Consider the following 23,776-nt stretch of genomic DNA (forward strand, 5'->3'; position numbering starts at 1 on the left):
GAGACAGTGAAAATGGCGCTCAGCATCAGCCTGACGGTCAATGGGAAACCGGTGACCGCCACCGTCGAACCGCACGTTCTGCTCGTCCAGTTTCTCCGCGATCAACTCAGGCTTACCGGCACGCATATCGGCTGCGACACGGCGCAGTGCGGCGCGTGCACCGTCCATCTCGATGGCCGCGCGATCAAGTCGTGCAACATCCTCGCCGCGCAGGCGGACGGCATGGAAGTCACGACCATCGAAGGCATGGCGAAAGACGGCCAGCTTCATCCGATGCAGGCGGCGTTCAGGGAATGTCACGGCCTTCAGTGCGGCTTCTGCACGCCGGGCATGGTGATGAGCGCGAGCGCGCTGGCTGCGCAATCGCCGAATCTCTCCGAAGAAGAAGTGCGCGAGCAGCTCGACGGCAATCTGTGTCGCTGCACGGGCTATCACAACATCGTCAAGGCGGTCTTGCAGGGCGCGCAAAACATGAAAGCGGGCGCCTGATTCCGCGTCAATCCACATTCCACACGATGTATCGCGCCTTTGACCAAGGAGATCGCGATGAATGCCCCTGAGCAACAGAAACTGATCGGCGCTGGCGTGAAGCGCAAGGAAGACTATCGATTCCTGACGGGCGCGGGCCAGTACACCGACGACGTCGTCATGCCGCAGCAAAGCTACGGCGTGTTCCTGCGTTCGCCGCACGCGCACGCGAAGATCGCGCGCATCGATATGGAAGCGGCGCTGAAGTCGCCGGGCGTGATCGGCATCTTCACCGGCAAGGACATGGCGGGCGAGAACGTCGGCGGACTGCCGTGCGGCTGGCTCATCCACAGCACCGACGGCTCGCCGATGCACGAGCCGCCGCATCCCGTCATCGCGCACGACAAGGTGTTGCACGTCGGCGATCAGGTCGCGCTCGTCGTCGCCGAATCGGTGAAGGAGGCGAAGGACGCGCTCGAACTCATCGAGGTCGATTACGACGAACTGCCCGCGACGGTCGATACGGCGAGCGCATCGGACGCGGGCCAGCCGCTCGTGCACGACAGCGTGCCGAACAACGTCTGCTACAACTGGGGCCACGGCGACAAGGCCGCGACCGACGCCGCGTTCGCGAAAGCCGCGCACGTCACGACGCTCGATATCGTGAATCAGCGGCTCGTGCCGAACGCGATCGAGCCGCGCGCGGTCAACGCGAGCTATTCGAAGCACGACGACAGCTACACGGTCTACGTCGCGAATCAGAACCCGCACGTCGAGCGCTTGCTGATGGCGGCGTTCGTGCTGTCGCTGCCGGAATCGAAGCTGCGCGTGATCGCGCCGGATGTCGGCGGCGGCTTCGGCTCGAAGATTTTCCTGTATCCGGAAGATGTCGCGCTGACGTGGGCATCGAAGAAAGTCGGGCGTCCGATCAAGTGGGTGGCCGAGCGCTCCGAAGCCTTCCTCTCCGACGCGCACGGCCGCGATCATGTGACCAAGGCCGAACTCGCGCTCGACAAGGACAACAAGTTCATCGGCATGCGCGTGCATACGACGGCGAACATGGGCGCGTATCTGTCGACGTTCGCATCGTCGATTCCGACCGTGCTTTACGCGACGCTGCTCGCGGGCCAGTACACGACGCCCGCGATCTACGCCGAAGTGAAAGCGGTCTTCACGAACACGGTGCCCGTCGATGCCTATCGCGGCGCGGGCCGGCCGGAAGCGACGTATGTCGTCGAGCGGCTCGTCGAGACGGCGGCGCGCGAGCTGAATATCGATCCCGTCGAATTGAGGCGGCGCAATTTCATCCGCGAGTTTCCGTACGCGACGCCGGTCGGTCTCACGTACGACATCGGCGATTACGACGCGTGCCTGAATCGCGCGCTGGAACTCGCGGATGTCGCGGGTTTCGCAAAACGGCGCGACGAATCGAAGCAGAAGGGCAAGCTGCGCGGCATCGGCTATTCGTGCTACATCGAAGCGTGCGGGCTCGCGCCGTCGAACGTGGCGGGCGCGCTCGGTGCGCGTGCGGGTCTCTTCGAAGCGGGCGAAGTGCGCGTGCATCCGACCGGCTCCGTCACCGTCTTCACCGGTTCGCACAGTCACGGACAGGGCCACGAAACGACGTTCGCGCAAGTGGTCGCGGACCGGCTCGGCATCGCGATCGAGAACGTCGAGATCATTCACGGCGATACGGGGCGCATCCCGTTCGGCATGGGCACGTACGGCTCGCGTTCGATTTCGGTCGGCGGCTCCGCGATCATGAAAGCGCTCGATAAGGTCGAAGCGAAGGCGAAGAAGATCGCGGCGCATCTGCTGGAAGCGTCGGCGGAAGATATCGAGTTCACCAACGGCGTGTTCCGCGTGAAGGGCACCGATCGCACGAAATCGTTCGTCGACGTCTCGCTCGCCGCGTACGTGCCGCACAACTTCCCGCTCGAAACCATGGAGCCGGGCCTCAACGAAAACGCGTTCTACGATCCGACCAACTTCACGTATCCGTCGGGCGCGTATGTGTGCGAAGTCGAGGTCGATCAGGACACCGGCGAAACGCGCATCGAAAAGTTCACGGCCGTCGATGACTTCGGCAACGTCATCAATCCGATGATCGTCGAAGGGCAAGTGCATGGCGGGCTGGGGCAGGGCATCGGCCAGGCGATGCTCGAACGCTGCGTCTACGATGACAGCACCGGCCAGTTGCTCTCCGGCTCGTTCATGGATTACGCGATGCCGCACGCTAGCGATCTGCCGGACTTCACCGTCGAGACCGCGAAGGGCACGCCGTGCACGCACAATCCGCTCGGCGTGAAGGGCTGCGGCGAAGCGGGCGCAATCGGTTCGCCGCCGGCGGTCATCAACGCGATTCTCGATGCGCTCGCGCCGCTCGGCGTGAAGGACTTGCAGATGCCCGCGACGCCGCATCGCGTGTGGACCGCGATGCATAACGCTCAACGCGCCTGAGGAGACCGGCAAATGTACTCATTCGACTATCAGAAAGCGGACGAAGCGAAGGCGGCGGTCGCGGTGCTTTCCGCCAACGGCGACGCCAAGTTCCTCGCGGGCGGCCAAAGCCTCTTGCCGACGATGCGCCTGCGGCTCGCACAGCCCTCGGCGCTCGTCGACGTGACGCGCATCGCGTCGATGAAAAACGTCACGCTCGACGGCGACAAGCTCACGATCGGCGGCGCGGTGTCTCATGCGGCGGTCGCATCGAACGCGGACGTGCAGCGCGCGCTGCCGGGGCTCGCGGATCTCGCGGGACGCATCGGCGATCGACAGGTCCGCGAGCGCGGCACGATCGGCGGCTCGCTCGCCAACGACGATCCGGCGGCGTGCTATCCGTCAGCCGTGCTCGCGCTGAACGCGACGGTCGTGACCGACAGAAGGCGCATCGCCGCGGACGATTTCTTCATCGACATGTACACGACCGCGCTCGAACCCGACGAGCTCATCACGGCCGTCGAGTTTCCGCTGGCCGAGCGCGCGGGCTACGAGAAGTTTCGCAATCCCGCGTCGCACTTCGCGCTCGTCGGCGTGTTCGTCGCGAAGTTCAAGGACGGCGTGCGCGTCGGCGTGACGGGCGCGGCGTCTTCGGTGTTTCGTCCGGCGGAGCTGGAAGCGGCGTTGTCGAAGGACTTTTCGGTGGCATCGGCGCGCGGCGTGACGATCTCGCCCAACGAGCTGAACGCGGACATGCACGCGAGCGCCGAATATCGCGCGCATCTGATTCCGGTGCTCGCGGGCCGCGCGATCGAGCGCGCGATGTCGTTCTAGTCCGCGATGACGGAACAGGCGCCGCAATCCATCGACGAGACGCTCGCGCGCTTGCGCGAGCATCGCTACTTCGCGAACCGCGAGCTCGCGACGGCGCTTTTTCTCGCGCTGAAGATGCAGCGGCCGCTCTTTCTCGAAGGCGAGCCGGGCGTCGGCAAGACCGAACTCGCGAAGGCGGCGGCGGGCTTGTGCGGCACGACGCTGCTGCGCCTGCAATGCTACGAAGGGCTCGATACCGCGAGCGCGCTATACGAGTGGGACTATCCGCGGCAGATCATGGCGCTGCGGCTCGCGGAGGCGTCGGGCGAAACGCCGTCGAACGATTCGCTGTATCGCAGCGAGTTTCTGCTGAAGCGTCCGCTGCTTCAGGCCTTGCTGCCCGATGCGTCGAATCCCGACGCGCGCCGCGTTCTGCTCATCGATGAAATCGACCGCGCCGACGAGCCGTTCGAAGCGTTTCTGCTCGAATTGCTGTCGGACTTTCAGGTGTCGATTCCGGAGTACGGCACGGTGCGCGCGGCGCAACCGCCGCTCGTCGTGATGACGTCGAACCGCACGCGCGAAGTCCACGATGCGTTGAAGCGGCGATGCCTCTATCAGTGGATCGGCTATCCGCAGCGCGATGTCGAACTGGCGATCGTCGCGGCGCGCGCGCCCGAAGCGGGGCAGGCGTTGCAGCAGCGCGCCGTCGCGTTCGTGCACGAGCTGCGCACGCTGGATCTCTTCAAGGCGCCGGGCGTCGCGGAAACGATCGACTGGTGCCGCGCGCTCGCGGCGTTGTCGGTGACGGAACTGGATCCGCAATCGGTGCAGAACACGCTCGGCGTGCTGCTGAAGTATCAGGACGATCTCGCGCGCATGGACGCCGATACGCTCGCGCAATGCCTCGCGGCCACGCCATGACGACCACGATGGAACCGTTCGCGCGCAATGTCGTGCATTTCGTGAGGCTTCTGCGCGGCGCGGGGCTCGGCATGTCGCCGGCGCACGCGGTCGATGCGCTCGACGCGTTGCGCTTCGTCGATCTGAATCGCCGCGACGATGTGCGCGCGACGCTCGCGTGTTTGCTCGTCCACGCGAGCGACGAACGCGACATCTTCGATGCGGCGTTCGATCTTTTCTGGCGCGATCCCGACTGGGAAGGCAAGCTGCGCGCGCTGTTGCTGCCGAAGGTGAAGAGCGGCATGCCGCCGCCGAAGCGCAACAACCGTCTCGCCGATGCGTTGGCGACGCGCGCGGCGGCATCGTCGACAACGCCGCCGCCGGAATCGAAGCCGGAAGAGGCGCACGCGCGCATCACGTTCAGCGCGCAGGAACGCTTGAGCCATCGCGATTTCGACACGCTCAGCGCCGACGAATGGCGCACGCTGCGGCATCAGATTCGCGCGCATCGGATGCCGCTCGCGACGGAGCCGACGCGCAGGCTGAAGGCGGGCTCGCGCGGCACGCATGCCGATCTCAAAGCGAGCGCGCGACACGCCGTGCGCTCGGGCGGCGACTGGACCGTGTGGAAATATCGCGCGGCGGTCGAGCGCAGACCGCCGCTCGTGTTGCTGCTCGACATTTCCGGCTCGATGAGCGCGTATTCGCGCGCCGTGCTCTACTTCTGTCACGCGCTATTGCAATCGCGCGAGCGTCTGCAAGTGTTCCTGTTCGGCACGCGGCTCACGAACGCGACGCGCGCCTTGCGCGAACGCGATCCCGATGTCGCCATTGCCGCGCTCGGACAGAACGTCGCGGACTGGTCCGGCGGCACGCGCATCGGCGCGACGCTCGCGGAGTTCAATCGGCGCTGGGCGCGGCGTGTGCTGGCCGGTCGGGCGACGGTGCTGCTCGTCACCGATGGCCTCGATCACGAAGCCATCGACGTGCTCGATGCCGAGATGCAAAGACTCAGGCGTTTCGCGCATCGGCTGGTGTGGCTCAATCCGCTGCTGCGTTTCGCCGATTTCACGCCGCGCGCGCGAGGCGTGCGCGCGATCCTGCCACACGTCGATGCAATGCTCGCGGCACATAACCTCGACAGCCTCGGCGCGGTCGGAGCCGAACTGGCCGCGCTGTCACGGCACACTGGAGACACGAGATGGAACTGACCGAAACACACACGTTGCCGGTGCCGCAGGCGCGCGCGTGGGAAGCGCTGAACGACACGTCGATCCTGAAGGTCTGCATTCCGGGCTGCGACAGCATCGACGCCGATGGCGAGAACGCCTACAACGTCGCGATGACGGCGGCGGTCGGTCCGGTGAAAGCGCGCTTCAAGGGAAGAATGGAGCTGACGAATATCGACGCCCCGCATACTTACACGATCGTCTTCGAAGGGCAGGGCGGCGCGGCCGGCTTCAGCAAGGGCAGCGCGACCGTGAACCTCGAACCCGGCGACGAAGCCGACACGACGAAGCTCAGTTACAGTGCAAACGCGCAGGTCGGCGGCAAGCTTGCGCAGATCGGCTCGCGGCTCGTCGACGGCGCGGCGCGCAAGATCGCGGGAGAATTCTTCAAGCGATTCAGCGCGCAGCTGCAAGGCGGCCAGGAATCGCAAGATGCAGCCGCCGACCAAGACGAAAGCGGCGCAGAAGAGAAGGAAAAGGGAAAGAAATCATGGACAGCGTGGATCTCGAAGTCCTGAAGAACAGCGCGCGATGGCTCGAAGAGGGACATCGCGTGCTGCTCGTGACGGTCGTGAAGACATGGGGCTCGTCGCCGAGACCCGAAGGCGCGATGCTCGCCGTGCGTGACGATGGCCACGTCGTCGGTTCGGTGTCGGGAGGATGCATCGAGGACGATCTCATCGATCGCGTGCGGCAGCGGGGCATCGAGCAGACGAAGCCGGAGGCGGTGAAGTACGGCATCAGCGCGGAAGAGGCGCATCGCTTCGGCTTGCCGTGCGGCGGCACGATCCAGCTCGTGCTGGAGCCGCTGACGATGGAAAGCGGCATCTCGGAATTGTGCGCGGCGGTGGAAAGCGGCAGGCTCGTCGCGCGCACGCTCGACATGGCCACGGGCGCGGCGCGCCTCGAACCGGCGCAGGCCACCGACGGCGTGCTCTTCGACGACGCGCATCTGCTGACGATTCACGGCCCGCGTTACCGGATGCTCGTGATCGGCGCGGGGCAGTTGTCGCGCTATCTGTGCAGTATCGCGGTCGGGCTGGATTATCAGGTGACCGTGTGCGATCCGCGTGAGGAATACACGGAAGAGTGGAATGTGCCCGGCACGACGATCGTGCGAACCATGCCCGACGACACGGTCATGGAGATGAAGCTCGACGAACGCTGCGCGGTCATCGCCCTCACGCACGATCCGAAGCTCGACGATCTCGCGCTGATGGAAGCGCTGAAGACGCCCGCGTTCTACGTCGGCGCGCTCGGTTCGCGGCGCAACAACGCGGCGCGGCGCGAGCGTCTGAAGGAGTTCGATCTCAGCGAGGCTGAACTGGCGCGGTTGCATGGGCCGGTCGGCATTTATATCGGCAGCCGGACGCCGCCGGAAATCGCGGTGTCGATTCTCGCGGAAGTCACGGCGGCGAAGAACGGCGTGTCGTTGCCCGAACTGTTGCAGGTGGAAGGCGCGAAAGCGGCGCGCGAGGTTGCCGGAAAAGGCGAAGTCTGCGGCGTCTGATTATTACAAAATCCTGACGAAACGCGGCCCGGACGGGCGCGACGGCTATATAATAATCATTCTCATTTGCGTGGCCAGCTTCGGCTGACGCGCCGCCGTTTCCCTTCAGTTCAACGATTCAATCGAATGCCCGGCAAGTTTTTGGCCGGCGATGACCAGCGCGCAGCCGCCCGCGCCGATGCATCGCCCGACTCGCGCTCGTCCGCGAACAAGCGCCACATCAGCCAGCGCGCGCTGCGCGTATGGTCGATCGTGCATCGGTGGACGAGTCTCGTCTGCACGGCGTTCATGTTGCTGCTGTGTCTGACCGGCTTGCCGCTCGTGTTCGGCCACGAACTCGACATCCTCACCGGCGATGCGATCGAAGCGCCAGCGCTGCCTGCATCGCAGGCGAATGCGCGCGCGAGCTACGACGCGGTGTTGCGCGCGGCGCTGAGCGAGCATCCGGGCCATGTGCCGCAATACATGATCTGGGAGCCGGACGATCCGCTTTTGCCGGTCGTCGTCACCGCGCCGAAAGCCGACACGCCGCCCGACGATACGCTCAGTACGACCGTCGATGCGCGCACCGGCCGGCCCCTCGGCATGCCGCCCGGCAAAGGCTCGCTCAAGTTCGTGCTGCTGAAGTTGCACGTCGACATGTTCGCCGGGCTCTTCGGCAAGCTCTTTCTCGGCGCGATGGGCGTCGTGTTTCTCGCGGCGATCGTGTCGGGTATCGTCGTGTATCTCCCGTTCTGGCGAAAGGTCGGGCTCGGGCGCGTGCGCCTGAAGAAGAAGCGGCCGATCGTGTGGCTCGACTGGCATAACGCCATCGGCATGTTGACGCTCGCGTGGGCGTTGCTCGTCGGCGCGACGGGTTCGATCAACACGCTCGCCGATCTCATGCTCGAAGCATGGCGCAACGATCAGCTCGCGCAGATGGTCGCGCCGTATCGTGACAAGCCGCCGGTCGTCGTGCGCGCTTCCATCGACGATGCCGTGAAGACAGCGCAACGCGTCGCGCCCGAGATGATTCCGTCGTTCGTCGCGTTTCCGGGGACGCGCTTCGCGAGCCCGCATCACTATGCCGTGTGGATGCGCGGCGACGGCATTCTGACGACGCGGATCATGCGACCTGTGCTCGTCGATGCATCGACGGGCGCGCTCACCGATTCACGCGAGTTGCCGTGGTATCTGAAGGTGCTGCTCGGCTCGCAGCCGCTGCATTTCGGCGATTTCGGCGGCATGCCGCTGAAGATTTTCTGGGCCGCGTTCGATGTGCTGACGATCGTCGTGCTCGGGAGCGGGCTTTATTTGTGGCTGACGCGGCATAACCCGCGGAAGGGGAAGGGGACGTCGGCCGCGTGATCGACGTCCCGAATCCCTCAAATCAACCCGCAAACAATCGCCGCAATCAGCGACGCCGCCACGATCACCACGCCCGCCGTGCGCTTCTTGTTCAGCTCGGTCCACAGCAGCACGCCGGTAAGCGACAGCAGGATGATGCTGCCCGCGAACGTATCGATGAGCAGCACCCAGCCCACGCTTAGGCCAACGCCCTTGTGCAGGTTGGTCATCATCGCGAGGAAGGTGTTTTCGGTGCGCTTCACCGACACGAAATTGTTGCCGACCCAGTACTCCGCCATCACGCTGCCGCCCGGCGATGCCACCATCACCGACCATTGTTCCGGCTGCATCGTGCTCTTGTCGCCCCAGCCGACCGGATGCGCCGGTTCCTTGCGCGCGCGTCCGAGATTGCCGTCGATCTTCAGTTCCTTCTTCAGCCACGCGCCCATGTCGCGCGGCGACTTGAAGCCTTCGGCGGGCAGCGGCATCTGCATCTGCGAAACCTGCGGCTCGCCGGTCGAAATGCGCAGCGGCGGCGCGCGGTGATTCAGCAGAAAACCCGTCGCGCCGAACAGCAGGCCCAGCAGCGCGCCCCACAAACCGACCCAGCCATGCACCTTGCGCAGCCACTTCAGGAAGGTCGAGCGGCGCGAGCGATTCTTGCGGACGATCTGCTCGGCATCGTCGATGAGACGCCCATGCGGACGGTAATGCGTCGAGCCGCCCGTCGCGGACGGCGGCGTATTGAGGGTTTCAGGCGCGTTCACGCGTCTCTCCAGAATTCGGGCGTTGGCAGGCAAAGCCGCGCCCCGATCGCTAAACGCGCACGCGCGCGCGGCGATCGATGTCAGGCGGGCAAATGAGAATTGTTATCATTACATGCCGAAAAGCGCTTTTCAACGCTTTGCGATCGCCTGACAGTCCGCGAATGTCACAAAAAATTTCAAACGGGCCAAAGCGGGCCTTCCTGCATCGCGCCGACTTGCTCGCGCAATTCGAGGATTCGGTCTTCCCAGTAACGTTGCGTGTTGAACCACGGGAAGGCGGCGGGGAACGCCGGATCGTTCCAGCGGCGCGCGAGCCACGCCGAATAATGAATCAGCCGCAGCGTGCGCAGCGCTTCGATCAGATGCAGTTCGCGCGGATCGAACTCGCAAAAATCTTCGTAACCGGCGAGCAGATCGGTGAGCGCGCGCGATGCATCCGCGCGTCCGGCGGGCAAGAGCAGCCACAAGTCCTGAATGGCCGGGCCCATGCGGCTGTCGTCGAAATCGACGAAATGCGGGCCCGCGTCGGTCCACAGCACGTTGCTCGGATGACAGTCGCCGTGCAGACGCACGTGCCGCACATCGCCCGCGCGCTCGAAACATTGCGCGACGCCTTCGAGCGCCATCGACACGACGGCTTCCCACGCTTCGCGCACATCGGCGGGAACGAAGCCGTGCGTCAGCAGGAACTCGCGCGGTTCATAGCCGAAAGTGTCGATATCGAGCGTCGGCCGCTCGCGATACGGCTCGACCGCGCCCACCGCGTGAATCCGCCCGATGAAGCGCCCGAGCCATTCGAGCGTGTCGCTGCGATCGAGGTCGGGCGCGCGTCCGCCGCGCCGCTCGAAGATGGAGAAGCGAAAGCCGTCGAATTCGTGCAGCGTCGTGCCATCGAGCGCGCGCGCGGGCACGGCCGGAATCTCACGCGCGACGAGACTCGCGACGAACGCGTGCTCTTCGAGAATCGCCGCATTCGACCATCGTTTCGGCCGATAGAACTTCGCGACGATCGGTGCGCCGTCCTCGACGCCCACCTGATAGACGCGGTTTTCGTAGCTGTTGAGCGGCAGCAGGCGGCCATCGGTACGCGCGCCTGCGGGCATCAGCACGCGGTCGACTGCATCGAGTACGCAATCGGGCGTGAGGCCGGAGAAGGGCGGCGCGTCGTCGGCGGGCGCGCCCTGGGAGTCGGGATGGATCGAGTTCATCCCGGCATTGTGCCGCAATGCGGCGCGTCGCTTCTCAGTGCACGACCGTGTTCGACGGGCGCACGACATCGCCCGTATCGATCAGGTCTTCGAGAAAGAACGGCTCGGTATTGAGCAGTTTGGTTACGCCAGGCTCGCCCGCGTACCAAGCGACCATGGCCATGTCGCCGAGAATGCGCATCACGATGCCGCGCGCGCCCTGAGGCACGGCAATATGCACGGAGCGGACAATCGAACCGATTTGCATGATGAATCCCCGTTTCAACGCCGGCTGGGATTGAAGCGCCGGTCATATGTTTTCACCAAGCACAGGCTTTTCACGGCTCGTGCACCAGACAATCGCCGCGTCGCTGTTGCGGGAAGCGCGACACGCGCGGCTTTCATGAACGATTGTGCTCTAACTTTAGCGCATGGCGGCGCGTCGGCGCGACGCCATTCGCTTCGTTATGTTGCCGATCGCAGACGAATAGCAGCAATTAATGGGCTACGTGGCCGGATCGCGGCTTGCTTATCAGGCAAAACCCTGAGGATCGGCGTATCGTCGAGAGTTTTTTCAGCAGAGACTTCATTCGTGGATGCTAACGCAAACCGGGCCGCCGATGCCGCTCCGTATCTCGAACGCGGCTCGCGCGCCTATTGGCGTGCTTCGCTCGCGTTGCTGTTCGCCGGTTATGCGACTTTTTCGCTGCTCTACTGCGTGCAGCCGTTGCTTCCCGAGTTCACGAAGGCGTTCGGCGTCAGTCCGGCGGTCAGCGCGCTCGCGGTGTCGGTGAGCACGGCGGCGTTGGCGATCGCCATCTTCATCGCGGGATTCGTCTCGGAAAGCTGGAGCCGTCATCGGCTGATGACGCTTTCGCTGCTCGCGTCGTCGGTGCTGACGGTGATCGCCGCCGTGCTGCCGGACTGGCACGCGCTGCTCGTCGTGCGCGCGCTCGAAGGCTTCGCGCTCGGCGGCGTGCCCGCGGTCGCGATGGCGTATCTCGCGGAGGAAGTGCATCCCGAAGGCCTCGGTCTCGCGATGGGACTCTACGTCGGCGGGACGGCCATCGGCGGCATGGCCGGGCGCGTGATCAGCGGCATCCTCGCGGATCTTTTCGGCTGGCGCGTCGCTATCGGCGGAATCGGGCTGCTGGGTCTGCTCGCCACGCTCGCGTTCCGCTCGCTGCTGCCGCCGTCGCGACGCTTCAAGCCGCGGCGCGGCGTCGGGTTCGCGCATCATCGGCGCTCGCTCGGCGGGCATCTGCGGCATCGCGGTTTGCCGTTTCTGTTTCTCATCGGCTTCGCGCTGATGGGCAGTTTCGTCACGCTCTACAACTACGTCGGATATCGGTTGCTGGGCGCGCCGTTCGAACTGAATCAGACGCAGATCGGCGCGATCTTCACCGTGTATTTGACGGGCGTGGTCGCGTCGCCGTGGTCCGGCAAGATGGCCGATGTCTTCGGGCGCGGCCGCGTGCTGATCGCAAGCCTGGTGCTGATGATGCTCGGCATCGCGTTGACCTTGTCGAACGCGCTGCCGGTGATCATTGCGGGTATCGCGTGCCTGACGTTCGGCTTCTTCGCAGGGCACTCGGTCGCGAGCGGCTGGGTCGGACGGCTCGCGATGCAAGCGAAAGGCCAGGCGGCCGCGCTCTATCTGCTCGCGTATTACATAGGGTCGAGTCTGATCGGATCGTACGGCGGACACTTCTGGACCGCGTTCGGATGGAAGGGCGTCGCCGGGTTGATCGGCGCGCTGCTGCTCGTCGGGATTGCGGGCGCGGTGCATCTGAACCGGCGCGAGCACGCTGTCGTCTGAACAATCGAAAGCCGATTGAAATAAGCCGAAGCTAAGGGTTTTTCCGCGTCCGCTTAAAAATAGGTGCCTGCAAGTCCTTGTCGCGCAAGGCTTTCGTACGTTTTCGTGGTTTGCCATCGCACGAAGTTGGGCTAACGCCTTCGTTGGCGCGGCCTATACTCGAATCGTCGATGCACCTTTTCACACGCGACGATAAAGCCAGAAGCAGGACGATGGGAGACGCACCATGACGACGTATTTCACGATCGGCGACTTCATTCTGATCATCCCGATGGCGCTCGCTGGCGCGCTGTTCCTCGGGGCCATTCCCTGCGCGACGCATCTGAGAAACAACGTACTGCGCGTGTTCGGCGCATTGCTCGGTGTGCTCGCCGCCTTTCTGCTCGTCGAAGGATTGCCCGCGCTGATATAGCAAGCGCGCCGTTCAGGGCGCGCTTGCGAAAGGTGCTTCTATTACAGATGAGCGCCGAGGAAGGTCAGCGTGCGTCCGTGCGCGAGCGCCGACGCCTTCCCGTTATACGACGCGCGATCGCCGCAGTTGAAGCCGTGGTCGGCTTGCGCGTAGACATACAGTTCCGAATCCTCGCGGCCCGCGAACTTCTGACGGACGGCATCGACGGCATCGGCGGGAATGTGCGCGTCGAGTTCGCCGTAATGGAACTGCATCGGCACCTTGACCTGATCGGCCTTGTCGAGCGCGTTCTGAATGCCGCCGCCGTAATAGGCCACCGCCGTATCCACCGAACCCTCGGCCGCCGCGAGATACGCGAGCCGGCCGCCGAAGCAATAGCCGATCGCCGCGATCTTGCCCGTCACTTCGGGCAGCGCGCGCAGCGCTTTCGCAGCCGCGCCGACGTCCGCGACAGCGGCATCGAGCTTGGTCTTTTGCAGCAGTTCCATCGCCTTTTCGCGATCCGCGCCTTCGTAACCCAGCTCGACGCGCGGCTGCGTGCGCCAGAAAACATCGGGTGCGAGGGCGACGTAGCCATCGGCGGCGTATTGATCCGCGACGCTGCGAATGTGGCCGTTCACGCCGAAGATCTCCTGCAGGATGATCACGGCGGGTCCGGTGCCCGTCTTCGGCAGCGCGAGATAGCCTTGGAAGCTGCCGCCATCGGCCGGAATGTCGATCCAGCGTGAAGTCGTGGAAACGGTCACGTCAAACTCCTTGTGTGTGGGAATGCAGGCGTGTGAGTTTGCCAGCTTTCCCTTTCAGTCGCCCTGAACGCCCGCGGGCCCTCTGGCACGCGCTTTGACGCGCAGCCGGTTTTTAGAGGCGCCGATCTAAACGCCAGCTAAAAACAGTCATTAAAAAACAGGTTAATGGTGCCGATGGGCAGGGATTATCGGCGCGCGTCTGCCGGACTCGAATGACGGCCAAACCTTTGCGCGCCGATGTCGCGCAAACCCGCATGCACAGGGCTTCTTCACGCGAACGCCACCACAAACGGCGGCGCATCACAACTGGCCGTTAATTGGTAGTGACACCACTATCTTAAAAAACTTCCCTAAATTAATTTGACAACCCTACACTTGCGCGCAGTGCGGATGGCGGCTGCCACGAACGGCCTGCCGGAAGGACTTGCCAAGTGCATGACGATGCATCCGGCGTGGTCGTCCACGGGACTGAGCGATCGTGATGAAAGACGGGGCACAGGGCGATTACGTTGTTTTTGGGACCGAAACTGGAGACTTACATGAACACCAAGCTTCACAAACTGTTGCCGATCAGCGCCGCAGCCGTGCTCTTCGCGACGTTGGCAACGTCCGCAGCAGCCGACCAGGTCGTCAAGATCGGTCACGTCGCTCCGCTGACCGGCGGCATTGCTCACCTGGGCAAGGATAACGAAAACGGCGCGCGGCTCGCAGTCGAAGAGATCAACGCCAAGGGCCTGACGATCAACGGCCAGAAGGTCACGCTCGAACTCGACGCGCAAGACGACGCGGCCGACCCGCGCACGGCGACGCAAGTCGCGCAGAAGCTGGTCGACGACAAGGTCGTGGGCGTCGTCGGTCACCTGAACTCCGGCACGTCGATCCCGGCGTCGAAGATTTATAGCGACGCGGGCATCGTGCAGATTTCCCCGTCGGCGACGAACCCGACCTACACGCAGCAAGGCTTCAAGACGACGTACCGCGTCGTCGCGACCGATGCGCAGCAAGGTCCGGCGCTCGCCAACTACGCCGCGAAGAACCTGAAGGTGAAGAGCGTCGCCGTGGTGGACGACTCGACGGCATACGGCCAGGGTCTCGCGAACGAGTTCGAAAAGACCGCCAAGTCGCTCGGCCTGAAGGTGATCTCGCACGACGCGACCAACGACAAGGCCGTCGACTTCCGCGCGATTCTGACGAAGATCAAGGGTGAGAACCCCGACGCCGTGATGTACGGCGGCATGGACGCAACCGGCGGCCCGTTCGCCAAGCAAGCCAAGCAGCTCGGCCTGCGCGCCAAGGTTCTCGCGGGCGACGGCGTCTGTACGGAGAAGCTGTCGGATCTCGCAGGCGATGCGACCGACAACGTCGTGTGCTCGGAAGCGGGCATGGCGCTCGAGAAGATGGACGGCGGCAAGCAGTTCGCGGAGAAGTTCCAGAAGCGCTTCGGCCAGCCGATCCAGATCTACGCGCCGTTCACGTATGACGCGGTGTACATCATCGTCGACGCGATGAAGCGCGCCAACTCGACCGATCCGGCGAAGATCGTCGCCGCGATGCCGAACACGGACTACAAGGGCGTGATCGGCGAGACGACCTTCGATTCGAAGGGCGATCTGAAGCACGGCGTGATCTCGCTGTACAACTACAAGGGCGGCAAGAAGACGCTGCTCGACGTCGTGAAGATGTAATTTCCTTCGGACTTCTCGAAGTCAAGAGAAGCGCGCGGTTCCGAAAGGACCGCGCGCTTTTTCATATCTTCCAGCGCCTGAGAATGCGCGGTCCGATGAGCGTGATGACGAAGCAGCACGCCGCGACGACGCACAGCCCGATCGGCAGATTGCTGATCTGTGCAACGCCGCCGATCAACACCGGCCCGAGCAGCAGCCCGAAATACGCGAGGCCCGCGACCTGCGCGAGCCCTTCCGCGGGCGTCACCCCCTCGACGCGCGCCGCTGCTGCGAACAGCACCGGCATCATGTTCGCGAGGCCCAAGCCCATCAGCGTGAAGCCGGTCATCGTGACGATGGTGTTCGGCAGCAAGAGCGCCATCACCATGCCGATGAACGCAAGCCCCGCGCTGCCGAAGATCAGTTGCGGCGCGCCGAAACGCGCGCGCACCGCGTCGCCGCCGAAGCGGCCTGCCGCCATGCCGCCCGAGAACGCGGCGTAAGCGGCGCTCGACACCGACGGCGTGGCTTCGACGACATCGCGCATATATACAGTGGCCCAGTCGTACATCGCGCCTTCCGCGATCAGCGCGACGAGCGCGAGGCCGCCGAGCGCCCACAGCGCGCCCGAGCGCCAGCGATTCGATGACGACGCCTTCGCGTGCTCGTCGTGATGCGGAACGTGCGGCAGCACGGCGGGCATCGATACGAGCAGTACGAGCAGGCTCACACCGGAAGCGAGCGCGAGATGCGCCGCCGGCGCGAGTCCGTGCGCGAGCAGTGCGCCGCCCGCGGCCGCGCCCGCCATCCCGCCGATGCTGAACATGCCATGCAGCGACGACATGATCGGCTGCGCCAGAGCCTGCTCGACCGCGCTGGCCTCGGCGTTCATCGCGACATCGAGCGTCGCCATGCCGAAGCCGAAAATCGCGAGCACGACGAGCAGCATCCAGTAAGAAGGCGTCACGAGGATCAGCGAGCCGCAGATCATCATCGTGATGCCGCCCGCCATGCACGCGGTGCGCGTGCCGGCGCGCGCGATCCACGATCCGGCGGTGAGCATCGCGAAGATCGAGCCGCCCGCGACCGCCAGCAACGCGAACGAGAGCATGCCGGGACTGAGTGCGAACTTGTCGCGCACGGTGGGAACGTGCACGCCCCAGGAGGCGTACATCATGCCCGCGATGAAGAAGACGGCCATCGTCGCGTAGCGCGCGCGTACGCGTGTGGCATGCGGAAGAGTGCGATGTAGCGCGAGCGTCGGATTGGATTCGCAGGCGGCGGAGGCAGTGGTCGAATCGGACACGAATGAAATCGTTCTTTGAAGTTGCGCGGGATGCGATGACAACCGGACATGTTGCCATCGAACGCGAAGGCTTTCGATTCTATCGAACGGCCAGGCGACACGCTCGGACCTGCTGCATTACCATCGTCCGACCATTCACCCACGCACGAGGCCCGGATGAACATCCCGTCGCAAGCGCCGCTGAATCTGCTGCATCGCGTCTCCGAAGGCACGCTCGCCACGCTTACCCGCGAGCCGCGCGGCTTTCCCTATCCGACGGCGCTGCCGTTCGCGCCGACCGAGCGCCATGTGCCGATGGTGCTCATCAGCCATCTCGCCGAGCACACGCGCAATCTTCAGGCCGATGCGCGCGCGGGGTTTCTGGTTTCCCACGCGGCGGATGGCGGCGTGCTGGAAGGCCAGCGCCTGACGATGCTCGGCAGTTTCGCGCCCGCCGCGCCCGAAGATTGCGAAGAGCTCGCGCGGCGCTATCTGCGGTATCACCCGGATGCGGCACGCTATCTGGAACTCGGCGATTTTTCCTTCTGGGTGATGTCGCTCGAGCGCATGCGTTGTATAGGCGGATTCGGCGCGATGGGATGGCTCGGCGGAGAAGAACTGGATTCGCTGCCGCCGCTTTCGGCGGACGACGAATCGTCGTTATGCAAATATTTCGATGCTTACAGCGGCCGTCCGGAGAATCTCCGATTATTGGGGATAGACCGGTACGGCTGCGATTTGCTGCTCGCCGACATCCGCAATCGTTTTACATTCGATTACCCGAAACTGACGAACGAGGATTTGAAGGCCGCGGTTATCGATTGTTTTGAGCGTCAACGTAATATTTGAACGAGATAAATCCGAGACGTTGCGACCCGATTTCAACCGCATGGAACGCGCTGCAGAGCGGCTTTTTCGTGGCAAGTTGCCATCTCATGAAACTTTGCGACTGACTCGTTTGTCTTTGTTTTCATCCGATGCCATCGTCGAGTCGTCGTCGCGACTGGCAGAGCTTTTTAAGTCCGAAGAGCGAACAAGCGAACCTTCTGAGCTTTCGGCAATTGTTACGAAGAAAATTGCTAAACTTTTAATAAGTGGCGATTCGCACATGCCGCGTTATTGGGAACTGTGTTAATCTGCGTGCCAGTCCGAGGCTATACTGATAACTGAAAGCGAGCGCGCCGATTCGCAAGTCAGCAAACCACTTAGGGAATTGCCATGCCTTCATACAAGGAACTCCTCGCACAACGCGAGTCTCTCGAACGTCAGATTGAAGAAGCGAAGTCGCGCGAATACGCGGAAGTGCTTAATGAGATCAAGCAGAAAATGTCGGATTATGGCATCACGCTTCAGGAACTGGCTGGCGGCCGTGGCGCAAAAGGCGCGAAGGCCGCGCGCAGCCGCTCGGGCGTGGCGCCGAAATATCGCGATCCCGAAAGTGGCAGCACGTGGTCGGGTCGCGGCAAGCCGCCGAAGTGGATCGCTGGGCAGGATCGGGATAATTTTCTGATCGGCAAGTAATTGCAAAGCATCAATCGATGCATTCGAAGAGCCGCGTTACGTGACGCGGCTTTTTCATTTGTGCGATCAGATGAACGGTGTTTCGTCATTTGCCGAAGTTCGAAGACCGGAGACACATTACATCGCGCTTGCGTCAACAGCGCGCAGGCCGAAAAACCGGGACGTCTCCTGAAGGAATATTGCGCCAGATAGCAGACTTGCGGCAACGCGGATCATCGTGTTCTGCCGTTGAATTTCGGCATTAATTTCCTCGGCGGATTGCTGTTCACGGTTCGCGCCGCAATGCTGGCTCGCGAGCGAACCTGGATCGCCAACCATCAGGATATTTCGCCCGTATCAGGCCGGGCGTGCTGGGTAGTTTGATTTTTATCGACTGGCTGAAAGGGAATTGGATGCGCGGTCGCCCATTGCATTACAAGGCTCTTCCAACGGACGCACCGATTCCGCGCGCTGGAACCAACGGTCCAAGCGCGCATTAGAAACGCGGCGCTAAACGCAATCCGTCAGAGCGGCAATTGCGTGTCGAACTTGATCTCTCGGAGCACAACGCTCGTTCGCACCTGAGCGACGGCAGGAATCTTGAAGATGCGATCGTGGAGAAAGGCGTCGTAAGCCTTGATATCGGGCGCGACGATCTTGAGGATGTAATCGGATTCGCCGGTCGTGCTATAGCACTCGGTGACTTCCGGGCAAGTGGCGATTTCGCGTTCGAATTGCTCGACGCCGCCTTCCGTATGCCGTGTCAAATGAATATGCGCGAGCGCGCAGACATGCAGACCGAGCTTTTCGCGATCGAGCAGCGCGGTATAGCGCTGAATGACGCCCGATTGCTCCATGTCCTTGATGCGACGCCAGCACGGCGTGCTCGACAAGCCGACCTGGTCGGAGATTTCCTGAACGGAGCGGCGTGCGTCCAGCTGCAGGAGACGCAAGATTTTTTGTGAGAATGTATCGAGAGTCAACTGCGCCTCCGTTCGGTCGCGATTTGACTCTCATAGTAGAGGCGTCGAAAAAGAAACGCAATGCAAACGCGCCCGCACTGAGGGAGTTTCCCTAACTCCCCCGCCTCAGGGCGCGGTTTTACCTTCAGTGTCGTCGCCGGATTCCTTCGCAAGCCTGGCCAGCTTCTCCTGCGAGATCCGCAGGTCGGCCAGCATGTTGCAAAAGAGTGCGCCTTGCTCGATAGCATCGTCCAGCGCGACGTGCGTATGCGGCAGCTCGTCGAACCAGTGTTTCGGCAGACGCGGCTTGATGGCCTTGCGATACGGCAGGCCGGTCATCGCAAAGGCGAGCGTCTTGATGTCGAGCGCCGACCACGAAAACGGGCAGCGCTCGGCAAAGCGCATCATGTACCAGAACATATGCGTGAAGTCGAAGCCCGCCGGATACGCGACGAACACGGGCTTGCCGGGCAGCGCTTCCACCCATTCGACATAGGCCGGCAAGGCTATTTCCGGCTTCTGCAGATCCTTGCGGCATGCGGCCCACGCGTCGGGCTGCGTCTTCCACCAAGCCGCCTGAACCGGATGCGGCGTCGCGCCCTCGAGCGTTTCGAGATTCGCGGAGAAGGTGCCGATGAGCTGCTTGTCCGCGGTGTAGGCCGCGGACGCGAAGCTCAGCATCGAATGCGGTCCGGGAATCGGGCCATCGGCCTCGACATCGGTGCTGACGTAGATTTCGGGAATTGCGTTCACGCTGTCGCACCCGTTGCCGCGCCGTCGCGCACGAAAGGATTGCTGCGCCGTTCCTCGCCGAACGTCGATGCCGGGCCGTGTCCGGGAACGAAGGTGACATCGTCGCCGAGCGGCCAGAGCTTTTCGCGGATCGAGCGGATGAGTTCCGCGTGATTGCCGCGCGGGAAATCGGTCCGGCCGATCGAACCGGCGAACAGGACGTCGCCGACGAACGCCAGATTGTGCTCCCGACTGAAAAATACGACGTGACCCGGCGTGTGGCCCGGGCAGAAATAGACTTCCATCGACTCGTTGCCGAACTGCACGGCGTCGCCGTCGTCGAGCCAGCGTTCCGGCGTGAAGGCTTCGGCGTTCGAAAAACCGAAGCGCTGAGTCTGCGCGGGCAACTGATCGATCCAGAACGCATCTTCGCGATGCGGTCCCTCTATTTGTATACCGTAATGGTCCGCGAGCGCCTTGGCGCCGCCGCAATGATCGAGATGGCCGTGCGTGAGAAGAATCTTGTCGACGGTCACGCCCTGGCGTTCGACTTCCGCGATGATGCGTTCGATGTCGCCACCCGGATCGACGATGGCGGCGCGCTGGGTCGCTTCGCAGATCACGATCGAACAGTTCTGCTGAAAGGGCGTTACGGGAACGAGAATGACTTTCATATGACTGACGTCGATGCGCGCGGGCCTGTAAAAACGTTCATTGTACCGGTGCGACCCCGGGTCCGACGGCAGCGCGCGCCGCGACGGCGTTGCTCAAAAAAGCGGCAATTCTTACGCTCATAGCGAAAATCAATGACAATTCGATGGGTCCGATGAGCCGGACCACGGTTTTTTTGTATAATGGCACTACTTGTGCATGGATCAAACCATGCCGTCATTGGGCGAATGCCAAAACGCTAGTGCGTTTTTACAATCGCTGTCAGTACGCTGTTGGGGGCCAAAAGCCTCGCAATTGCAACTCACGCACCTCCAGTAGGTGCACACGTCTTGTCCGGCCAGACGCCGCGCGTCTGTCAGATGGCCTTTGCCGCCGTCACGCCGGATGGGGCCTACGCCGCCGTTCCTGCGCTCACTTGGCTTCACCAGCGCACGAACGTGATGCCACGTTCGATGGCGGCTTGTGGGGTCTGGTCAGGCTGCCGGGGACAGGTTGCGCCAGACGTGAACAATAACCGGGCGTTTGCGGCACGAGTGCGCCGCATCCGAGCACAGTCCACCGTTCGCTTCAGCGAGCGGCGTTCTGCTTTGCACGGCAAAGCCTCGAGCAGCCTTGCGCGCGCCGACCAGCGCAGCGCGGCCGCTCCTTTATCGTTGAAAACACGTCTATGAATGCTCGATTTATTCGACATGTCGGGAGCCTGCTAGCAGTTGGCGTGCTGGCGGGTTGCGCCGCGCCGGGTTCGGGCGATGTCGCATCCAATCCTCAGAACACAAACTCCTTCAGCACGAGCAGTGCCCGCTCGACGGCGCCGCTCGCCTTCGATTCGCACCTTTCCGCGCTGCCCGCCGAGAGGCCGGCGCAACCGGCGCAGTCGCTTTCCGACGCCGAGCCGATCACGACCGGTCCCGACGCCAGCAACTTCGAGCAGAAGGGCAAGGCGTCGTGGTACGGACGCATGTTCCACGGTCGCAAGACCGCGAGCGGCGAGAAGTTCAACATGAACGCGATGACCGCAGCGCATCGCACGCTGCCGCTCGCGTCGTGGGTGCGCGTGACGAACGAAGCGAATCACAAGACCGTCGTCGTGAAGATCAACGATCGCGGCCCTTATGTGCACGGACGCGTGATCGATCTGTCGTATGCAGCGGCGGCGGTGCTCGGCATGCGCGGCGCCGGCACGCAGAAGGTGAAGATCGAAGGTCTCACGCAGCAGGAAGCGCGTGCGGCGCGCGAAGAGCAGGCTCAGGCGCTGGCCGACGACAGCGTGAACTGATCTCGCCGACAGCTTCGCAGAACCCGACGGGCCGTTATCGCAACGGCCCGTTTTTATTTCTCGTCGCGTTTGGCGAGCTTCAGCGCGCGTTCATACAGCGCATTGCGCGACGCGCCCGTCAATGTCGCCGCGATGCGCGCCGCGCTTTTCACCGACAACTCTTCCAGCAGCGTCGACAGCAGCGCGTCGTGGGCGTCGTCGGCGTCGTGCGCTTCGGGCGCGCCTTCGACGACCAGGACGAATTCCCCGCGTTGACGATTCGCATCGGCTTCGAGCCACGTTGGCCCTTCGGCCAGGGTGCAGCGATGCAGGCTCTCATGTAACTTCGTCAGCTCACGGGCGATCAGCAGTTGCCGTTCGCCGCCGAACGCGTCGCCGAGCGCGCGCACGGTTTCGACGATGCGATGCGGCGCCTCGTAGAACACCAGCGCCATCGGAAGACTTGCGAGTTTCTTCAGCTCCGACGCACGTTGCTTCGCCTTCGTCGGCAGAAAGCCGATGAACGAGAAGCCGCCGACGAACGCGCCCGCCGCGCTCAACGCGGTCGTGAGCGCGCTCGCGCCCGGCAGCGGGATGACCGGCAGGCCGGCCTCGCGCACGGCATCGACGAGACGCGCGCCGGGATCGGAGATACCGGGCGTGCCCGCGTCGGATACGCACGCGATGCGCTCGCCGTTCCTGAGATGCTCGATCACGCGTTCGGCGGCGCTGCGCTCGTTGTGCTCGTGCACGGCGATCGACGGCTTCGAAATGCCATAGCGCGCGAGCAGTTGCGCGGTGTTGCGCGTGTCTTCGGCGGCGATGCGATCTGCGAGTCCGAGCACGTGGAGCGCGCGCACGGTGATGTCCGCCGCGTTGCCGATCGGCGTTGCGACGATATACAGCGCGCCTGTCGGATAGTGCTGCCCAGCGGCGAGTTCGGAGATCTGAAGCATGAGCGCGGGCGTCGAAGGAAAGGTCGTCATTTTGCCATGCGCGATTCGGTGGCCCGCCGACAACTTTTACGGAGGAGCCGTGTCCAAAACGCTCGGCGACGCTTTCGAGTCGCACGCGCTCGCGTTCCTGCAGCGGCAGCGCATGCGTCTTGTCGCGCGCAACGTGACGTGTCGCGGCGGCGAGATCGATCTCGTGATGCTCGATGAACGCGGCGCGCTCGTGTTCGTCGAAGTCCGCGCGAGAAGAAGCAGGCGTTACGCGAATGCCGTCGCAAGCGTCGATGCGAAGAAGCGCGCGCGCCTCGTACATGCCGCGCAGCATTTCCTGACGACATGGCGCGGCGCGTTGCCTGCGTGCCGTTTCGACGTCGTCGCGTTCGATGCGGGCCGCATCCATTGGCTGCCCGATGCGTTTCGCGCCGACGAGGCGTGACTGCGGTTCATCGCATGATGCATGCGGTAAACTGCGCAACAACCGACGCCTTGAGCGTTCAAGCCACACACCGCGCATGTCGCGGCCGATGATCGAGAGTCGATGTCAGTCGAACGCATTCAACAGCAATTCCGCGACAGCGCGGCACTTCAACTCGAAGCACTCGACGCGCTGGCGGTTCCGATCGCGGCCGCCGTCGATACGCTTTTTGGCGCGCTCGCGAACGGCAACAAGATTCTCGTTTGCGGCAACGGCGGCTCGGCTGCCGATGCGCAGCGCTTCGCCGCGCAACTCATCGGCCGCTTCGAACGCGAGCGTCCGGGCTTGCCGGCGATTGCGCTGACCACGGACACGTCGATACTCACGGCCATCGGCAACGACTATGCGTTCGAGCAGATCTTCTCGAACCAGGTCCGCGCGCTCGGCCAGTCGGGCGACGTGTTGCTTGCGATCAGCACGTCGGGCAACTCGGTGAACGTGCTCGCTGCGATTCAGGAAGCGCACGAGCGCGAGATGATCGTGATCGCGTTGTCGGGCAAGGGCGGCGGCGCGATGTCCGACGTGCTCGCCGAAACCGATATTCATATCTGCGTGCCGGCCGAACGAACGGCGCGCATCCAGGAAGTCCATCTGCTGACCATTCATTGTCTGTGCGACGGCATCGATGCGATGCTGCTCGGCGACGACTGAAACTGAAA

26 protein-coding genes are annotated in these 23,776 nt (G+C 63.5%); 16 read left to right on the top strand and 10 right to left on the bottom strand.

Features of this window, described 5'->3' with window-relative positions:
• The first annotated feature begins 12 nt into the window (after positions 1-12).
• The 8 genes from NCR93_RS00245 (at position 13) to NCR93_RS00280 (ending at position 8,709) form a co-directional block, all read left to right on the top strand.
• A complete protein-coding gene (locus tag NCR93_RS00245; RefSeq protein WP_008352336.1) occupies positions 13-489 on the top strand; it encodes a (2Fe-2S)-binding protein in 477 nt (158 codons plus the stop codon).
• A gap of 57 nt (positions 490-546) precedes the next feature.
• The gene (locus tag NCR93_RS00250; RefSeq protein WP_250532113.1) at positions 547-2,928 is read left to right on the top strand and encodes a xanthine dehydrogenase family protein molybdopterin-binding subunit; all 2,382 of its coding nucleotides are present in this window, start codon (positions 547-549) and stop codon (positions 2,926-2,928) included.
• 12 nt (positions 2,929-2,940) lie between these two features.
• A complete protein-coding gene (locus tag NCR93_RS00255; RefSeq protein WP_008352333.1) occupies positions 2,941-3,741 on the top strand; it encodes an FAD binding domain-containing protein in 801 nt (266 codons plus the stop codon).
• Between the two features lie 6 nt (positions 3,742-3,747).
• On the top strand, positions 3,748-4,644 hold the full coding sequence (locus NCR93_RS00260) for an AAA family ATPase (RefSeq protein WP_008352332.1): 897 nt from the start codon (positions 3,748-3,750) through the stop codon (positions 4,642-4,644).
• Positions 4,641-5,834: a vWA domain-containing protein gene (locus NCR93_RS00265; RefSeq protein ID WP_033536462.1), complete on the top strand. Its 1,194-nt coding sequence runs from the start codon at positions 4,641-4,643 to the stop codon at positions 5,832-5,834. Before NCR93_RS00260 ends, NCR93_RS00265 begins: the two co-directional genes overlap by 4 nt.
• The gene (locus tag NCR93_RS00270; RefSeq protein WP_008352328.1) at positions 5,825-6,370 is read left to right on the top strand and encodes an SRPBCC family protein; all 546 of its coding nucleotides are present in this window, start codon (positions 5,825-5,827) and stop codon (positions 6,368-6,370) included. Before NCR93_RS00265 ends, NCR93_RS00270 begins: the two co-directional genes overlap by 10 nt.
• A complete protein-coding gene (locus NCR93_RS00275) occupies positions 6,343-7,362 on the top strand; it encodes an XdhC family protein (RefSeq protein ID WP_175979682.1) in 1,020 nt (339 codons plus the stop codon). Before NCR93_RS00270 ends, NCR93_RS00275 begins: the two co-directional genes overlap by 28 nt.
• Positions 7,363-7,488: 126 nt before the next feature.
• Complete coding sequence (locus tag NCR93_RS00280) at positions 7,489-8,709, top strand: PepSY-associated TM helix domain-containing protein (protein ID WP_250532114.1); 1,221 nt, start codon at positions 7,489-7,491, stop codon at positions 8,707-8,709.
• A 17-nt stretch (positions 8,710-8,726) separates the two neighbouring features.
• Here NCR93_RS00280 and NCR93_RS00285 read toward each other — a convergent pair whose 3' ends face one another.
• The 3 genes from NCR93_RS00285 to NCR93_RS00295 form a co-directional block, all read right to left on the bottom strand.
• The gene (locus NCR93_RS00285; RefSeq protein ID WP_239294358.1) at positions 8,727-9,455 is read right to left on the bottom strand and encodes a PepSY-associated TM helix domain-containing protein; all 729 of its coding nucleotides are present in this window, start codon (positions 9,453-9,455) and stop codon (positions 8,727-8,729) included.
• A gap of 176 nt (positions 9,456-9,631) precedes the next feature.
• A complete protein-coding gene (locus NCR93_RS00290; protein ID WP_239294357.1) occupies positions 9,632-10,663 on the bottom strand; it encodes a serine/threonine protein kinase in 1,032 nt (343 codons plus the stop codon).
• A 34-nt stretch (positions 10,664-10,697) separates the two neighbouring features.
• A complete protein-coding gene (locus NCR93_RS00295) occupies positions 10,698-10,910 on the bottom strand; it encodes a hypothetical protein (protein WP_008352308.1) in 213 nt (70 codons plus the stop codon).
• A gap of 324 nt (positions 10,911-11,234) precedes the next feature.
• On the opposite strand from NCR93_RS00295, the gene NCR93_RS00300 reads away from it, so the two are divergent.
• Together NCR93_RS00300 and NCR93_RS00305 are read left to right on the top strand one after the other, a co-directional pair.
• Positions 11,235-12,461, top strand: coding sequence for an MFS transporter (locus NCR93_RS00300; protein WP_250532115.1), 1,227 nt, complete (start codon positions 11,235-11,237; stop codon positions 12,459-12,461).
• A gap of 226 nt (positions 12,462-12,687) precedes the next feature.
• Entirely contained in the window at positions 12,688-12,873 is a 186-nt protein-coding gene (locus NCR93_RS00305; RefSeq protein ID WP_008352305.1) for a hypothetical protein, read from the top strand.
• Between the two features lie 41 nt (positions 12,874-12,914).
• Here NCR93_RS00305 and NCR93_RS00310 read toward each other — a convergent pair whose 3' ends face one another.
• Complete coding sequence (locus NCR93_RS00310) at positions 12,915-13,619, bottom strand: dienelactone hydrolase family protein (RefSeq protein WP_008352303.1); 705 nt, start codon at positions 13,617-13,619, stop codon at positions 12,915-12,917.
• A gap of 539 nt (positions 13,620-14,158) precedes the next feature.
• On the opposite strand from NCR93_RS00310, the gene NCR93_RS00315 reads away from it, so the two are divergent.
• On the top strand, positions 14,159-15,304 hold the full coding sequence (locus NCR93_RS00315) for a branched-chain amino acid ABC transporter substrate-binding protein (protein WP_008352302.1): 1,146 nt from the start codon (positions 14,159-14,161) through the stop codon (positions 15,302-15,304).
• A 61-nt stretch (positions 15,305-15,365) separates the two neighbouring features.
• On the opposite strand, the gene NCR93_RS00320 is transcribed toward NCR93_RS00315, so the two are convergent.
• Positions 15,366-16,589, bottom strand: a complete 1,224-nt coding sequence (locus NCR93_RS00320; RefSeq protein WP_033536476.1) for an MFS transporter — start codon at positions 16,587-16,589, stop codon at positions 15,366-15,368.
• A gap of 156 nt (positions 16,590-16,745) precedes the next feature.
• On the opposite strand from NCR93_RS00320, the gene NCR93_RS00325 reads away from it, so the two are divergent.
• Positions 16,746-17,417, top strand: a complete 672-nt coding sequence (locus tag NCR93_RS00325) for a HugZ family pyridoxamine 5'-phosphate oxidase (protein WP_250532116.1) — start codon at positions 16,746-16,748, stop codon at positions 17,415-17,417.
• A 369-nt stretch (positions 17,418-17,786) separates the two neighbouring features.
• Positions 17,787-18,089, top strand: coding sequence for an H-NS histone family protein (locus tag NCR93_RS00330; RefSeq protein WP_008352299.1), 303 nt, complete (start codon positions 17,787-17,789; stop codon positions 18,087-18,089).
• 117 nt (positions 18,090-18,206) lie between these two features.
• Here the strand turns inward: NCR93_RS00330 and NCR93_RS00335 are convergent, their stop codons facing one another.
• The 4 genes from NCR93_RS00335 to NCR93_RS00350 all read right to left on the bottom strand — a co-directional run bounded on the left by NCR93_RS00335 (position 18,207) and on the right by NCR93_RS00350 (position 20,436).
• Positions 18,207-18,407, bottom strand: coding sequence for a hypothetical protein (locus NCR93_RS00335; protein WP_250532117.1), 201 nt, complete (start codon positions 18,405-18,407; stop codon positions 18,207-18,209).
• A 185-nt stretch (positions 18,408-18,592) separates the two neighbouring features.
• Positions 18,593-19,051: an Lrp/AsnC family transcriptional regulator gene (locus tag NCR93_RS00340; protein ID WP_008352298.1), complete on the bottom strand. Its 459-nt coding sequence runs from the start codon at positions 19,049-19,051 to the stop codon at positions 18,593-18,595.
• A 105-nt stretch (positions 19,052-19,156) separates the two neighbouring features.
• Positions 19,157-19,783 (bottom strand): 3'-5' exonuclease family protein, encoded by a 627-nt coding sequence (locus NCR93_RS00345; RefSeq protein ID WP_175979687.1) that lies wholly within the window; start codon positions 19,781-19,783, stop codon positions 19,157-19,159.
• Positions 19,780-20,436, bottom strand: coding sequence for an MBL fold metallo-hydrolase (locus NCR93_RS00350; RefSeq protein ID WP_250435385.1), 657 nt, complete (start codon positions 20,434-20,436; stop codon positions 19,780-19,782). Before NCR93_RS00350 ends, NCR93_RS00345 begins: the two co-directional genes overlap by 4 nt.
• A gap of 665 nt (positions 20,437-21,101) precedes the next feature.
• Between NCR93_RS00350 and NCR93_RS00355 the strand changes: the two genes are divergently transcribed.
• The gene (locus NCR93_RS00355; RefSeq protein ID WP_250501598.1) at positions 21,102-21,710 is read left to right on the top strand and encodes a septal ring lytic transglycosylase RlpA family protein; all 609 of its coding nucleotides are present in this window, start codon (positions 21,102-21,104) and stop codon (positions 21,708-21,710) included.
• Between the two features lie 53 nt (positions 21,711-21,763).
• Here NCR93_RS00355 and rsmI read toward each other — a convergent pair whose 3' ends face one another.
• A complete protein-coding gene (gene rsmI / locus NCR93_RS00360; RefSeq protein WP_175979689.1) occupies positions 21,764-22,645 on the bottom strand; it encodes a 16S rRNA (cytidine(1402)-2'-O)-methyltransferase in 882 nt (293 codons plus the stop codon).
• Here rsmI and NCR93_RS00365 point away from each other — a divergent pair.
• Both NCR93_RS00365 and NCR93_RS00370 read left to right on the top strand, forming a co-directional pair.
• Complete coding sequence (locus NCR93_RS00365; RefSeq protein ID WP_250438621.1) at positions 22,644-23,078, top strand: YraN family protein; 435 nt, start codon at positions 22,644-22,646, stop codon at positions 23,076-23,078. The two genes, rsmI and NCR93_RS00365, sit on opposite strands and share 2 nt — an antisense overlap.
• Positions 23,079-23,180: 102 nt before the next feature.
• Entirely contained in the window at positions 23,181-23,768 is a 588-nt protein-coding gene (locus tag NCR93_RS00370; protein WP_175979691.1) for a phosphoheptose isomerase, read from the top strand.
• The last annotated feature ends 8 nt before the right edge of the window (positions 23,769-23,776 follow it).

Source organism: Caballeronia sp. ATUFL_F1_KS39 (assembly GCF_023630985.1).
In the GTDB taxonomy this organism is placed as follows: Bacteria; Pseudomonadota; Gammaproteobacteria; order Burkholderiales; family Burkholderiaceae; genus Caballeronia; species Caballeronia zhejiangensis.

Bases quoted from the DNA above. Each gene is read 5' to 3' on its own strand.
- NCR93_RS00335 (WP_250532117.1), bottom strand. From the start codon at position 18,407: ATGGTTGGCGATCCAGGTTCGCTCGCGAGCCAGCATTGCGGCGCGAAC.
- NCR93_RS00265 (WP_033536462.1), top strand. From the start codon at position 4,641: ATGACGACCACGATGGAACCGTTCGCGCGCAATGTCGTGCATTTCGTG.
- NCR93_RS00315 (WP_008352302.1), top strand. From the start codon at position 14,159: ATGAACACCAAGCTTCACAAACTGTTGCCGATCAGCGCCGCAGCCGTG.
- NCR93_RS00250 (WP_250532113.1), top strand. From the start codon at position 547: ATGAATGCCCCTGAGCAACAGAAACTGATCGGCGCTGGCGTGAAGCGC.
- NCR93_RS00260 (WP_008352332.1), top strand. From the start codon at position 3,748: ATGACGGAACAGGCGCCGCAATCCATCGACGAGACGCTCGCGCGCTTG.
- NCR93_RS00330 (WP_008352299.1), top strand. From the start codon at position 17,787: ATGCCTTCATACAAGGAACTCCTCGCACAACGCGAGTCTCTCGAACGT.
- NCR93_RS00350 (WP_250435385.1), bottom strand. From the start codon at position 20,436: ATGAAAGTCATTCTCGTTCCCGTAACGCCCTTTCAGCAGAACTGTTCG.
- NCR93_RS00275 (WP_175979682.1), top strand. From the start codon at position 6,343: ATGGACAGCGTGGATCTCGAAGTCCTGAAGAACAGCGCGCGATGGCTC.
- NCR93_RS00290 (WP_239294357.1), bottom strand. From the start codon at position 10,663: ATGAACTCGATCCATCCCGACTCCCAGGGCGCGCCCGCCGACGACGCG.
- NCR93_RS00355 (WP_250501598.1), top strand. From the start codon at position 21,102: ATGAATGCTCGATTTATTCGACATGTCGGGAGCCTGCTAGCAGTTGGC.
- NCR93_RS00280 (WP_250532114.1), top strand. From the start codon at position 7,489: ATGCCCGGCAAGTTTTTGGCCGGCGATGACCAGCGCGCAGCCGCCCGC.
- NCR93_RS00295 (WP_008352308.1), bottom strand. From the start codon at position 10,910: ATGCAAATCGGTTCGATTGTCCGCTCCGTGCATATTGCCGTGCCTCAG.
- rsmI (WP_175979689.1), bottom strand. From the start codon at position 22,645: ATGCTTCAGATCTCCGAACTCGCCGCTGGGCAGCACTATCCGACAGGC.
- NCR93_RS00365 (WP_250438621.1), top strand. From the start codon at position 22,644: ATGAGCGCGGGCGTCGAAGGAAAGGTCGTCATTTTGCCATGCGCGATT.
- NCR93_RS00305 (WP_008352305.1), top strand. From the start codon at position 12,688: ATGACGACGTATTTCACGATCGGCGACTTCATTCTGATCATCCCGATG.
- NCR93_RS00270 (WP_008352328.1), top strand. From the start codon at position 5,825: ATGGAACTGACCGAAACACACACGTTGCCGGTGCCGCAGGCGCGCGCG.
- NCR93_RS00370 (WP_175979691.1), top strand. From the start codon at position 23,181: ATGTCAGTCGAACGCATTCAACAGCAATTCCGCGACAGCGCGGCACTT.
- NCR93_RS00245 (WP_008352336.1), top strand. From the start codon at position 13: ATGGCGCTCAGCATCAGCCTGACGGTCAATGGGAAACCGGTGACCGCC.
- NCR93_RS00325 (WP_250532116.1), top strand. From the start codon at position 16,746: ATGAACATCCCGTCGCAAGCGCCGCTGAATCTGCTGCATCGCGTCTCC.
- NCR93_RS00255 (WP_008352333.1), top strand. From the start codon at position 2,941: ATGTACTCATTCGACTATCAGAAAGCGGACGAAGCGAAGGCGGCGGTC.